We start from the raw sequence: 12,534 nt of genomic DNA on the forward strand, positions 1-12,534 counted from the left end.
GATCAGCCGGGACGGGGTACACGCATACTCGGTGCATGACCGCCTATGACGCCATCGTCCTTGCCGGAGGGGCCGCCGAACGCCTCGGCGGAGCCGATAAACCCGGGGTCCTGGTCGGCGGCAGGTCGCTGCTGGACCGGGTCCTCGCGGCCTGTGCCGGAGCCGGGACCACCGTGGTGGTAGGGGGCCGGCGGCCGACAGGCAGGCCGGTGACCTGGACGCGAGAGGTGCCGGCCGGCGGGGGGCCCTTGGCGGCACTCGGGGCCGGGGTGCGGCACACGACGGCGGAGCACGTTCTCGTACTCTCCGCCGACCTGCCGTTCCTCGGCGCGTCCACGGTCGGGGCGCTGCTGGCAGCCGCAGGCGAGGACAGCCGGGAGGGCGCCCTGTGCACCGATCCCGGCGGGCGAGACCAGCCGCTCGTCGCGGTGTACCGGGCCGAGCCGCTGCGCCGTGAACTCGCTCTGGTGGCCACCGAGCACGGCAGCCTCGCGGGTCTGCCCCTGCGGCTGCTGACGGCCGAACTGGACCTCGCCCGGGTCGAGGCCGGTCCGCTGGACTCTTTCGACTGCGACACCTGGGAAGACATCGCCACAGCCCGGGCCCGCATCAGGGAGCATGGGACCGTGCTGGATGAATGGATCACCGCAGTCAAGAACGAACTCGGCATCGACCTCGACGTCGACACCGGCCTCCTGCTCGACCTCGCCCGGGACGCCGCTCACGGCGTCGCCCGGCCGGCCGCGCCGCTGACCACTTTCCTGGTCGGTTACGCGGCGGCGAAGGCGAGCAGCGGTGACGCCCCGGAAGCGGTGGCGGACGCGGTGGCCGAGGCCGCCCGCAAGGCCGCCGCGCTCGCCCTCCGGTGGGAGGAGGAGGCGGGGGCCACGAAGAGCGAGGCCGATCCGCAATGACGGGACATCACGAGCCCGGTGCCGGTACCGGCGGCTTCCCGCCGCCGGGTGCCGACTCGTCCTCGATCCCGGCGATGGCGGCGGAAGACGAGCGGGCCGTGGAAGAGGCTCTGGCCCTCGTGGCATCGAACCGTCCGGACCGCGGGGTGCGTCCGGGAGAACGGGAGCCCTCAGCTCCGGGCTCCTCAGCCGCGCACTCCCCAGCTCCGTGCTCCCCAGCTCCGGGCTCCTCGGCCCCGGACTCCCCAGCCTCGCACTCTCCCCTCCCGCGCTCCCCCGCCGCCGTGCCGTCGCCCCCCTCCCGCCCCAGGCGCTCACGAGCGAGAGCCACCCCCTGGGAAGAGGCACGCGCCCTCGCCGCACGGGCCGGGCGGGACTTTCCCGTAGCCGCGCACCGCCTTCCACTCGACCGGGCCCTTGGGCACGTCCTCGCAGAGGCGCTCCGCGCGCTCACCGATCTGCCGTCCTTCGACACCTCCGCCATGGACGGCTGGGTCGTCGCCGGGCCGGGTCCGTGGACCGTCCGGGAGGGTGAAGGGCTCCTTGCCGGGCACGGGGCGCCGGGCGCGCTGCCGGACGGAGAGGCCGTGCGGATCGCCACCGGGGCCCGTCTCCCGGCAGACGCCACCGCCGTCATCCGCAGCGAGCACGCGCACATCGACGAGTCCAAAGGGCTGCTCTACGCACAGCGCGAAGTCGTTCCCGGGCAGGACATCAGGCCCCGTGGCCAGGAGTGCCGGACCGGTGACGAACTGCTCCCCGCCGGAACCCTGGTGGCTCCAGCCGTCCTCGGGCTGGCCGCCGCTGCCGGCTACGACGCCCTGGCCGCCGTGCCCCGCCCCCGCGTCGACGTCCTCGTACTCGGTGACGAACTCCTCACCTCCGGCCTCCCGTACGACGGGCTCATCCGGGACGCGCTCGGCCCCATGCTCGGTCCCTGGCTGCGAGCCCTGGGCGGAGAGGTCGGCGAACCCCGCCGGCTCGGGGACGACGCGGCGGCTCTGCGCCACGCCCTCACCACATCCGACGCCGACCTCGTGGTGACCACGGGTGGTACGGCCGCGGGCCCGGTCGACCACGTCCACCCGGTCCTCGCCGACATCGGCGCCGAGCTGTTGGTCGACGGGGTCGATGTGCGCCCCGGCCACCCCATGCTGCTGGCCCGGCTCCCCTCCCCGGGGCCGTACGTCGTGGGCCTCCCCGGCAATCCCCTGGCAGCCGTCTCCGGTCTGCTCACGCTTGCCGAGCCCCTGCTGCGGGGCATCGCTGGGCGGACGGCCCAGGACCCGTACCGGGCGCTCGTCCATGACGAGGTCCAGGGGCATCCGCACGACACCCGGCTCGTGCCCGTCGTCCATCGGGCGGCGCGCGGGGGCGGGTTGGACCACGTCGTGCCCCTCCACTACAACGGCCCGGCCATGCTCCGGGGGATCGCCGCCGCTGACGGGCTGGCAGTAGTGCCACCGGGCGGGGTACGGTCCGGCACCGAGGTGGAGATCCTCGATCTGCCGTGGGCCTCGGCGATGCCGTGGACGGAAGGGTGTTTCACGTGAAACTTCCCGGCCAGGACGCGATGGCCAGGCGCGCCGAGGAGCACATCGTCCCGACGCGGGTGATGTTGCCTCGCCGGGTCATGGACCGGCCACTGCGGCAGGTGGCCAAGCGGCTGGCGATGGCGATGATGGTGCTGGTCGCCACGGTCCTGATCGTCTATCTGGACCGGAGCGAGTACCACGACAACGCCGACGGCAGCGTCGACTTCCTCGACGCGGTCTACTACGCGACGGTGACGCTGTCGACCACCGGTTACGGCGATATCGTTCCGTACGGTGACGGCGCCCGGCTCATGAACGTGCTCCTGGTGACGCCACTGCGCGTGCTCTTCCTGATCATCCTGGTCGGCACGACTCTCGAGGTTCTGACGGAGCGGACCCGTGAGGACTTCCGGCTGAACCGTTGGAGAAGCAACTTGCGTGAACACACCGTGGTCGTCGGATTCGGCACGAAGGGCCGGTCGGCGATCCAGACGCTGTGCAGTACGGGCCTGAAGAAGGAACAGATCGTCGTCGTCGACCCGGCCTCGAAAGTGATCGAGGCCGCCAACGCCGAGGGCTTCGTGGGCGTGCTGGGTGATGCGACGCGCAGCGATGTGCTGCTGCGCGCCGAGCTCCAGAAAGCGCGTCAGATCATCATCGCCACCCAGCGCGACGACACCGCCGTCCTGGTGGCGCTGACGGCGCGCCAGCTGAACCGCGGAGCGAAGATCGTCGCTGCCGTGCGCGAAGAGGAGAACGCGCCGCTGCTGCGTCAGTCCGGCGCCGACGCGGTGATCACCAGCGCCAGCGCGGCCGGGCGTCTGCTCGGTCTCTCCGTGCTCAGCCCGAGCGCGGGCACGGTCATGGAGGACCTGATCCAGCAGGGCAGCGGGCTCGATCTGATCGAACGGCCGGTGATAAAGGCCGAGGTGGGCAAGAACGTGCGGGAGGTCGAGGACCTGGTCGTCAGCGTGCTGCGGGGTCACCGGCTGCTCGGTTACGACGATCCGGCGGCCAGCCCGGTGCAACTGACGGACCGCCTCATCACGATCGTGCGCGCTTCTCCGTCCAACCTCCAGGCGGGCCTTCCGCAGGGGAACGGGCGGCGGTAGCGCGGGGCGGGAGGGCGCCGTGAGCCCTCGGCTCGCTGCCGGTGCGCGCCGCACGGAGTAGCCTCGCCGCCATGCATGCGATCACGATCCCCGAACCCGGTGGCCCCGAGGCGCTCGTATGGGCCGAGGTGCCCGATCCCGTACCAGGCGATGGCGAGGTCCTCGTCGAGGTCATGTCCAGCGCGGTCAATCGTGCCGATGTGCTGCAGCGGCAGGGCTTCTACAACCCGCCGCCCGGCGCCTCCCCCTACCCGGGCCTGGAGTGCGCGGGCCGCGTCGCGGCGCTCGGCCCCGGAGTCACGGGCTGGTCGGTCGGCGACGAGGTGTGCGGGCTGCTCGCGGGCGGCGGTTACGCGGAGAAGGTCGCCGTACCGTCCGGGCAGCTCCTCCCCGTACCCGAGGGTGTGGATCTGACGACGGCCGCGGCGCTGCCCGAGGTGACGGCCACCGTCTGGTCCAACGTCTTCATGGTGGCGCACCTGCGCCCCGGCGAGACCCTGCTCGTGCACGGCGGGTCCAGTGGCATCGGCACGATGGCCATCCAGCTGGCCAAGGCGGTCGGCGCACGCGTCGCGGTCACGGCGGGCGGGCCCGGGAAACTGGCGCGTTGCGCGGAACTCGGCGCGGACATCCTGATCGACTACCGCGAACAGGACTTCGTCGAGGAGATCCACAAGGCGACGGACGGCGCGGGTGCCGACGTCATCCTCGACATCGTCGGTGCGAAGTACCTGGACCGGAACGTGCGGGCGCTCGCCGTGAACGGCCGCCTCGCGATCATCGGTCTCCAGGGCGGTGTCAAGGGCGAGCTGAACCTGGGCGCGCTGCTGAACAAGCGGGCCGCGGTGACGGCCACCTCCCTGCGGGGGCGTCCGCTCGCCGAGAAGGCGGCGATCGTGGCCGCTGTGCGCGAGCACGTCTGGCCGCTGATCGCCGGTGGTGTGGTCAGGCCGGTCGTGGACCGTACGGTGCCGATGGCGGACGCCGCCCAGGCGCACCGGGTACTGGAATCCAGTACGCACATCGGCAAGGTGCTCCTGCTGGCACCGGCAGCCGTCTGAGCAGGGCGAAAGCGCAGGGGCCCGGCACACGACGCGGAACGTCACGTGCCGGGCCCCTGTGGCGTGTAAGGGCGCGGGCGGTGCTTACAGGTACGGGCCGGACCGGATCGGTCCGTGGGGGTCCGAGCCGCCTTCCTCGGCCTCATGGCTCGTTCCGGGCGGCAGGGCACGCCGCATCTGCTCCAACTGGGCACGGGCAGCCATCTGCTGGGCGAACAGCGCCGTCTGGATTCCGTGGAACAGCCCCTCCAGCCAGCCGACCAGCTGGGCCTGAGCGATCCTCAGTTCCGCCTCCGACGGCACCGAATCCTCGGTGAACGGCAGAGAGAGACGCTCCAGTTCCTCCACCAGCTCCGGCGCCAGCCCGTCCTCCAGCTCCTTCACGGAGCTGGCGTGGATGTCCTTGAGCCTGACGCGGCTCGCCTCGTCGAGAGGAGCCGCCCTGACCTCCTCCAGGAGCTGCTTGATCATGCTGCCGATGCGCATGACCTTCGCCGGCTGTTCGACCATCTCCGTCACCGGGACCTCGCGGGATTCGTCGCCACCGTCACCGCCGCCGATAGCCATTCCGTCCTGCCCCACTACGAGGACTTGGGGGTGCTCCTGCGACCGGTCATTCCTCGGCATCTCCATGCCGCCATTGTCTCGCACACGTGCCGTACACCACGGTGGTGCCCCCGGAAAGGAGTGATCACCCTCTCCGAGAGCACCGGAAGAGCCGGTCAGTGGCGCTTCTTCACCCCGCCCGCCTGGCCTGCATCGTCTGCGAGCCGGAGAACGCGGCGGCGAGCAGGCCGGCCAGTACCGGTACGACGAGAGCCAGGAGCCCGATGGTCTCCCACGGCAGCACGATCGGTGTGTACGCGGAGTCCATGGGCTGCTCGCGCATCGACTCCATCGCGTCGCGCAGATCGATCAGACGCAGAGCCACCGCGGGTACGAGGCCGGCGGCTGTCCCCAGCAGGACCCCGGTGAGCGCGACCACCAGGCACTGGAAGCCGGAGAGCGTACGTCGCACGGACGGAGGCGCGCCCACCGCGCCGAGTGTGGTGAGGTCGGCCTCCGCGTCCGCCTTGGCCAGACCGGTCGTGATCGCGGCGGCGCCCAGGGTCACCAGACCGGCGAACAGGGCGAGGATCAGCAGGACGATGTCGGTGCCGTTGCCGAGCCGATTGCCTGACATCAGGTAGGCACCGCCACCGGCCAGTTCGATCGCCGACGCGGTCGCCTGGTCCTCTGCTTCCGTCGGGCGGTGGGCGAGGGGGTAGACACTCCCGTAGTCCTGGGTGTGCAGACCGAGCCGCTCCGCCGTCCGCTGCGGAACGATCAGACGGATGCCGGGGGTGTCGGCGTACGCGTCCGGGGCGACGTGGACCTTCAGGCGGTCCGTCGTGCTGCGTGCCGCGCCCGGGTGCGGCACGCGGTTCTCGGTGTCGCGGTCGTTGTACGTGTGCACGGCCTTGAGGGTGACCTCGCCGTTCTTCGCGTACGCCGAGTTGAGCAGGACCGGTGTGCCCGCCGCCAGGGCCTCGGCCGCCGCGGGGTCGTCGAGTTTCACGTACGTCGTGAGCAGCTTGGCGTCGCCCACCACGATCTTGGAGGAGTCCGTGCCGAAGGTCGTCATGAGCATGAACTCGTCCACGCAGGGCGGCGAACTCATCAGGTTCTTGTGCTCGGTGGCGGACAGCTTCCGGGCGAGCGCCTTGGCGCCCGCGCCGCTCAGCGGGCAGGTGTGGCCCTTGCCGGTGGGTTTGACCAGCTCAAGGGTGCCGCAGCCGTTCTCCTCCTCGTAGTAGACGGAGCAGTCGCTGCCCGCCCAGACCCGTCCGTAGTCGGCCCGTCCGCCGCTGAGGGAGAGATGCCGCTCGGCGGCCGCCCGCGCCAGGGGAAGCTGCGTGACCTGTTCGGGGCCGTCGGCGACGAGCGCGGCCGTGCCCTGGGTGAGCGAGGGCGTGTAGTCGTACTCCTGCTCGGCCATCGTGCTGCTGGTGTACGTGGCGATGGCCACGGTGCCGGCGACGGCCGCCATCACGGCGGCGACGGCGGGCGCGGTGCGGCCCCGGTTGCGGGACGCGTCGCGCAGTGCCATCCGGGGAGCGAGCGGCAGTCTGCGACCGAGCCGCCCGAGGAGTCCGACGAGTACGGGGATGCAGGCGAGGACGCCGAGTTCGGCGAGGACCGAGCCGCCGGCGACCATGGGCGTATCGCCGTTGACACCGCCGTGGACGGCGATCGCGACTCCGCACGCGATGGCTGCGGCGCCCAGGGAGGGCAGCACGCGGGAGCTGCGACGGGTCCCGCGCCGGCCGGTCAGGGATTCCAGTACGGACTGCCGGCCGGCCACGACCGCCGGGGCGAGTGCCGCCAGAACGCCGGTGACCAGACCGAGCGCGGCGATGGCCAGGAGTTCCCCCGGGGGTACGGAGAGTTCACCGAAGCGGTTGCCGGTCCACCCCTCGATCAGCGGACGGAACAGCACGGTCAGCGCGAGTCCGGCCACGACGCCGAGCACGGCGCCGACTCCACCGAGCACAGCGCCACCGGCGAGCACCACGGCCCGGATGTGACTCCGGTCGCCACCACACGTACCGAGCAGGCCGAGCTGTCTGCGCGACCGGCGTGCGCCGACCGCGAAGGCCGGTCCGGCGAGCAGCACGATCTCCAGAACGGTCAGGGCGACGACGGTGACGACCGCCGCGCTCGTCCCCACCGAACTTCCGGAGCTGCCGCTCATACGGGCGGCCATCGGGATGTCGGAGTTCGGCGGCGGGTCGAGGACGACCTCGCGGGACAACACCAGGACGCCCTTCTCGTTGGCTTCGAGCACGTCAGGCCAGCCCACTCCGGCTCCGCCCGCGGCCTTGACGAGCCACTCCGTACCGCCTGGCTGGGGCGGCAGGACCGTGTCGTCGCGGTCGGACGCCGTCTTCCACGGGGCGATGACCGCGCCCGGATCGGCGTACAGCGCCTTCTTGTCCAGGTCGTCGGGCAGTTCGACGGTTCCGGTGAGCGTGTACGTCGTGCCGGGGCCGCGCACCGTGACGCGTGAGCCGATACGGAGTCCGGACGAGTCCATGAAGGGCTCGGTGGCGACGAGCTCGTCCTTGCCGTCCGGGAACGCGCCGTCCACCAGCTCGATCTGGCCCCGGGCCAGCGGGTCCGCGGTGCGGAACTCGACGATCTCCGTGCGCGCGATGCCGTGCCGGGTGGTGACGACGGCGGGTACGGACCGCTTGGTGAGGTGGCGCGACCCCTTCGGGAACGCGCTCGGCACGTCGACCGGGCCGCTGCTCTCCACGCCGGTGAGTGCCTGACCACCCCATGTGGCGCCGTCCGGCATCTGCTCGACGGGCCCTCCGCCCATGCCCGGGTCGCTGTACACCGCGTCGGCCGCACCCATGCGGGCCGTCAGTTTCTCGGCCCGGTCGGGCAGGGCACTGCGATACGTCACATCGGCGGCCGACACCCCGAGGACCGGCAGGGCGATCATCGCGACCACCAGCGCGCTGCGGCCCTTGGCCCGCATGGCGTCCCGGCGGGCCATCCGGAAGGCGGCACGCCACCCCGAGAAGACGCTCACTTGGCGCCCTCGGCGGTGAGCAGTGAGTCGGCGCCGGACACGAGTGTCTGGTCGACGATCGAACCGTCGCGGAGGAACACGACCCGGTCCGCCCAGGCCGCGTACCTCGGTTCGTGCGTCACCATCACCCCTGCCGCGCCCTGGTCGCAGCGGCTGCGCAGGAGTGCGAGGACGGACTCGCCGGTCTCGGAGTCGAGTGCTCCGGTCGGCTCGTCCGCGAGGACGAGGCGGCGGTCCCCGACCAGGGCGCGGGCGATGGCGACGCGCTGCTGCTGGCCGCCGGACATCTCGTCGGGGAAGCGGTCGGCGATCTCGCCGAGGTTCATCTCCTCCAGTGCGGCGAGGGCTTCCTTGCGCGCCTTGCGGAGTGAGACGCCGTCGAGTTCGCGGGGCAGGGCGATGTTCTCCGCGGCGGTGAGGGCGGGGATGAGGTTGTAGTCCTGGAAGACGTAGCCGACGCTGCGGCGGCGGAGGGCGGAGACGCCTTTGCGGCCGAGCGCGGCGATGTCCTGGCCCTCGATGACGACCTGCCCGCTGCTCGCGGTGTCGAGGCCGCCGGCCAGCGTCAGCAGGGTCGACTTTCCGGAACCGGAGGGCCCCATCACGGCGACGAGCTCGCCCGTGTGGACGGACAGGTCGACCCCGCGCAGCGCGTGGACCCGGGCGACACCGGAGCCGTGGGTGCGCGTCAGCGCCCTCAGCTCCAGCACGGGCGCGTCCACGGACAGGCCGGTGGACGGAGACGGAGACGGAGACGGCGACGGCGACGGAGACGGGACGGACGAGGACATGGCGGGCGTTCCCCCCTGGGATGTTCTGCTGGGCTCTGGGCTCTGGGCTCTGGGTCTTGGTCTGCGAGTACGCGAAGTACGCGAGCGAGCGGGTGTACGGGTGCGCGGGCGCACTGGTGAGGCCGCGGGCGTGGATGCGGTTGCGGTCAGTGGCCGGTGCGGGGCCGGGCCTCCGCGGCGGCGCGGGCGGTGCCGCGCGCCGCGGCGGCCCGGCCCGGCCGGGCCTCCGGTTCGGTGGCGGCGGCCTCGGCAAGGCGTACGAGACGCGATTCGCAGTGGTCCAGCCACCGGGCCTCCGCCTCGGCCTGGAAGATCAGCTGCTCCACCACGAGGAGCCAGGCGACGTCGTCCCGGTTGGCCGGAGCCGCCGTGAGGGCCTGTGCCTTCAGCCGGGTGTACTCCTGCATCGCCTTCAGGGTGTGATGGCGCTGGGCCTGGATCACCGCCCGGATGTCGACGCCCGGGGCGCCGACCGCCATGGCGAGCTTGATGGCCAGCTCGTCGCGGGGCGGGTTGCTGCGGTCCACGGGTGTCCCGAACCAGCTGAGCAGTTCGCTGCGGCCGTCGTCGGTGATCGAGTAGAGGGCGTGGCCCGCGTCGTCCTCACCGTCCTGGACGACCATGCCGTCGCGTTCCAGCCGGCTGAGCGTGGTGTACACCTGGCCGACGTTCAGCGGCCAGGTGGAACCGGTGCGCGACTCGAATTCGGTACGGAGCTGGGAGCCGTAACGCGGCCCTCGCTCCAGGAGGGCCAGAAGCCCGTGACGGATCGACATACTCAGTATGTATACCGAGTATGCTCCTTCGGGCAAGCCCTGAAGCGATCGTGTGCGGCTCAGCGGGCGCGGCGCATCCGGAAGGCCAGGAATCCGAGACCCAGGCCGACCAGGGCGATTCCGGCCCCCAGCGACACCTCCTGGACCTGCCGCACGGCGGGGCCGTCCAGTGCCTGAGGAGCCGACTGCGGCGCGCCGGCCGACGTGCTGGGCGTGACCTCGGCCGGAAGCACCTCACCGATGTCCGGCTCCGGCTCCTCCTCTTCGAGCAGGGCGTCGGCGCGGGCGAGTTCCAGCGGCGACAGCGAACGTCCCGGCCTGGTGCGCCCCTCGCCCGCCGGCCTGCCCGCGAGGGGCGACCGGACGGCGGAGGCGGACGGGCTCGCCGACGATCCGCCGGGCGGCGGCGCCGCGCTCCCGGAAGGCGGCCCGGCCGGACGGGAGGCCGCTGGGGGGAGCGCGGACGGTGAGCCGGAGGGGACGGCTGGCGGCGACGTGGAGGCCGCCGAGGCCGAGGGTCCTGCGGACGGCCGGGAGGCGGGCGCTGAGGGCGTCGGCCCCGGTGCCGAGGGGAGGGGCGGGGCGGTGGCCGTGGGGGCGGGCGAGGGGCTGCCCGTGGCCGCAGCGGGAAGGTCGGCCGAACGGCTCGTACCGGGAAGGTCGGCCGAACGGGGGGCGAGCGCGAGGGGTCCCCGCGCACCCGCGTCCGAGGGAGGAGTGCCTGCCGAACGGTGCGCGGCCCCGCCGGGCGCACCGGGCACCCGCTCTGCCGCGTACGTCCAGCTCACGGGTCCCAGCACCGCCGCCGCGCTCACCGCCAGGCAGAGCACGCGGCGCGACGCCCGGGACCACCGAGACGGGAGGAGTCCAGGAGCCATGCGCTCAGAGTCACACGGGCGGATATGTCCGGCATCCCGGATGCCGCCCCGCTCCGTCGGACGGGTGTGGACGCGCCGACCGGTGTCAGGCGGGGTCGCCCGTGGAGATCCTCAGTTCGAAGTGGGCACCGCGCTCCGGAATGGCCGTACCGGAGGACGGGAACTGGTCGACGACCTGGTCCTCGGCGTAGGTGTTGCCCTCCACGTCGATGACCTTGACCGTCCAGCCCGCAGCCAGGGCGCATGCCTTTGCCGAGAGGATGTCCTTGTAGATGAACCTCGGAGCCTGCACCTTCTGCGGGTCGTCCGAGTCCTCCATCGCGTCCGTGCAGTCCTCTTCGTCCATCGTCCGGTTGCGCTCCGGCGGCTTGTGCTCGCCGGCCACCGTCTCCCCCGTGCCCGGGTCGCCGGTCTTGCCGGTCTCCGGGTCGTCCTTGTTCAGGGTCAGCGCCGTGACCAGGCCGCCGATCGCGAGCAGCGCGACCACGACCGAGCCCACGATGACCGGCATGTTCCGCTTGGAGCCACTGCCGCCGTGGCCGCCGGTCCCCTGCGCGGACATCGTGTACGGGGGAGGTGTCCGGTGCGCCGGGGTGGCCGGGCTCTGGTACGCCTGCGGGTAGCCGTAGCCGTAGCTCGGCGCGGGCGCCGGAGTCGGGGCGTACGGGCCCGGCTGCTGGAACGGCTGGTGGGGTTGCGGCTGGTACGGCGTCTGCACGCCCTGCGGTGCGGGCGTGCCCTGGTCGACCGGCGGGAAGACGGCGGCGCCGACACCCGCGCCGCTGTGCCCCGGTGCTCCGCCGCTGACGATCACCGGGGCGCCGGACCGGCCGCCCGCGTTCAGCACGCGGGTGACCTCGTCCTGCATCGCGGCGGCGCTCGGAAAACGCTCGTTCGGGTTCTTCTTCAGCGCGCGGGCGACGAGCGCGTCCATCGCGGGAGTGATCGAGCGGTTGATGGTCGACGGAGCGACCGGCTCCTCCTGCACATGCGCGTACGCGATGGCCAGCGGCGAGTCCGCGTCGAACGGAATACGTCCAGTGAGCAGCTGGAACAGCATGATGCCGACCGAGTAGAGGTCGGACCGCGCGTCCACGCCGCGCCCCAGCGCCTGCTCGGGGGAGAGGTACTGCGGGGTGCCGACGACCATGCCGGTCTGTGTCATCGACGTCACGCCCGACTGCATGGCGCGCGCGATGCCGAAGTCCATGACCTTGACGATGCCGCGCTTCGTCATCATGACGTTGCCGGGCTTGATGTCCCGGTGGACCAGGCCCATCTCGTGGCTGGTCTCCAGCGCGGCCAGCACGTCGGCCGTCACCTTGAGCGCCTTGTCGGCCGGCATCGCGCCGTACTGCTGGATGTCCGACTGGAGGACGGAACCGAGCGGCTGGCCCTCGACGTACTCCATGACGATGTACGGCATCAGCGCGCCGCCGAGCTCGTCCTCGCCGGTGTCGAAGACCGAGACGATGTTCGTGTGCTGGAGCTTCGCGACCGCCTGCGCCTCACGGCGGAAGCGCTCGCGGAACGACTGCTCGCGTCCCAGCTCCGTGTGCAGTGTCTTGATCGCGACCTGACGGTCGAGCGCCGAGTCGTACGCGAGATACACGGAAGCCATCCCGCCCTCGCCGAGCAGGTCGCGCAGCTGGTAACGGCCGCCCGCGACCGAACCGCCCGCGTAGCGACCCTGAGCGCCGTGTGCGCCGTCCTGGCTCATGACTAGCTTCCCCCTCGGCGCGCAACTGAGACGTGACGCGAAGATCCCGTACTCCGGCCAGTCTGCCCGAGGGGTACGACACGTCAAGCCAGGTGCCCGTTCCGTGACCGTACGCACAAGAAGCGTCTCGGAAGCGTTACAGGAACAGCATGGAATTTGCGTACTCG

Annotated in this window: 10 protein-coding genes; 4 read left to right on the top strand and 6 right to left on the bottom strand. The window is 72.0% G+C overall.

Features of this window, described 5'->3' with window-relative positions; all coding sequences use genetic code 11:
- Positions 1 to 35: 35 nt before the first annotated feature.
- The 4 genes from F0344_RS18110 to F0344_RS18125 all read left to right on the top strand — a co-directional run bounded on the left by F0344_RS18110 (position 36) and on the right by F0344_RS18125 (position 4,622).
- The gene (locus tag F0344_RS18110; RefSeq protein ID WP_185299774.1) at positions 36 to 914 is read left to right on the top strand and encodes an NTP transferase domain-containing protein; all 879 of its coding nucleotides are present in this window, start codon (positions 36 to 38) and stop codon (positions 912 to 914) included.
- Positions 911 to 2,467, top strand: a complete 1,557-nt coding sequence (locus F0344_RS18115) for a molybdopterin molybdotransferase MoeA (protein ID WP_374940099.1) — start codon at positions 911 to 913, stop codon at positions 2,465 to 2,467. Before F0344_RS18110 ends, F0344_RS18115 begins: the two co-directional genes overlap by 4 nt.
- Positions 2,425 to 3,561 (top strand): potassium channel family protein, encoded by a 1,137-nt coding sequence (locus F0344_RS18120; protein ID WP_258049990.1) that lies wholly within the window; start codon positions 2,425 to 2,427, stop codon positions 3,559 to 3,561. The genes F0344_RS18115 and F0344_RS18120 overlap by 43 nt, the downstream gene beginning before the upstream one ends.
- A 71-nt stretch (positions 3,562 to 3,632) precedes the next feature.
- Positions 3,633 to 4,622, top strand: coding sequence for an NAD(P)H-quinone oxidoreductase (locus F0344_RS18125; RefSeq protein ID WP_185299776.1), 990 nt, complete (start codon positions 3,633 to 3,635; stop codon positions 4,620 to 4,622).
- Between the two features lie 84 nt (positions 4,623 to 4,706).
- On the opposite strand, the gene F0344_RS18130 is transcribed toward F0344_RS18125, so the two are convergent.
- From F0344_RS18130 to F0344_RS18155, 6 genes are all read right to left on the bottom strand, one after another.
- Positions 4,707 to 5,255, bottom strand: coding sequence for a bacterial proteasome activator family protein (locus F0344_RS18130; protein ID WP_185299777.1), 549 nt, complete (start codon positions 5,253 to 5,255; stop codon positions 4,707 to 4,709).
- A gap of 103 nt (positions 5,256 to 5,358) precedes the next feature.
- Positions 5,359 to 8,202: an FtsX-like permease family protein gene (locus tag F0344_RS18135; protein WP_185299778.1), complete on the bottom strand. Its 2,844-nt coding sequence runs from the start codon at positions 8,200 to 8,202 to the stop codon at positions 5,359 to 5,361.
- On the bottom strand, positions 8,199 to 8,993 hold the full coding sequence (locus tag F0344_RS18140; protein ID WP_258049991.1) for an ABC transporter ATP-binding protein: 795 nt from the start codon (positions 8,991 to 8,993) through the stop codon (positions 8,199 to 8,201). Before F0344_RS18140 ends, F0344_RS18135 begins: the two co-directional genes overlap by 4 nt.
- A 146-nt stretch (positions 8,994 to 9,139) precedes the next feature.
- On the bottom strand, positions 9,140 to 9,769 hold the full coding sequence (locus F0344_RS18145; protein WP_185299779.1) for a PadR family transcriptional regulator: 630 nt from the start codon (positions 9,767 to 9,769) through the stop codon (positions 9,140 to 9,142).
- Positions 9,770 to 9,828: 59 nt separating this feature from the next.
- A complete protein-coding gene (locus F0344_RS18150; protein ID WP_185299780.1) occupies positions 9,829 to 10,647 on the bottom strand; it encodes a hypothetical protein in 819 nt (272 codons plus the stop codon).
- A gap of 85 nt (positions 10,648 to 10,732) precedes the next feature.
- Entirely contained in the window at positions 10,733 to 12,367 is a 1,635-nt protein-coding gene (locus tag F0344_RS18155) for a protein kinase domain-containing protein (RefSeq protein WP_185299781.1), read from the bottom strand.
- Between the last annotated feature and the right edge of the window lie 167 nt (positions 12,368 to 12,534).

The sequence above is a fragment of the Streptomyces finlayi genome (genome assembly GCF_014216315.1).
GTDB classification, from domain to species: Bacteria; Actinomycetota; Actinomycetes; order Streptomycetales; family Streptomycetaceae; genus Streptomyces; species Streptomyces finlayi_A.

Bases quoted from the DNA above. Each gene is read 5' to 3' on its own strand.
- F0344_RS18110 (WP_185299774.1), top strand. From the start codon at position 36: ATGACCGCCTATGACGCCATCGTCCTTGCCGGAGGGGCCGCCGAACGC.
- F0344_RS18115 (WP_374940099.1), top strand. From the start codon at position 911: ATGACGGGACATCACGAGCCCGGTGCCGGTACCGGCGGCTTCCCGCCG.
- F0344_RS18125 (WP_185299776.1), top strand. From the start codon at position 3,633: ATGCATGCGATCACGATCCCCGAACCCGGTGGCCCCGAGGCGCTCGTA.
- F0344_RS18130 (WP_185299777.1), bottom strand. From the start codon at position 5,255: ATGGAGATGCCGAGGAATGACCGGTCGCAGGAGCACCCCCAAGTCCTC.
- F0344_RS18140 (WP_258049991.1), bottom strand. From the start codon at position 8,993: ATGTCCTCGTCCGTCCCGTCTCCGTCGCCGTCGCCGTCTCCGTCTCCG.
- F0344_RS18145 (WP_185299779.1), bottom strand. From the start codon at position 9,769: ATGTCGATCCGTCACGGGCTTCTGGCCCTCCTGGAGCGAGGGCCGCGT.
- F0344_RS18150 (WP_185299780.1), bottom strand. From the start codon at position 10,647: ATGGCTCCTGGACTCCTCCCGTCTCGGTGGTCCCGGGCGTCGCGCCGC.
- F0344_RS18155 (WP_185299781.1), bottom strand. From the start codon at position 12,367: ATGAGCCAGGACGGCGCACACGGCGCTCAGGGTCGCTACGCGGGCGGT.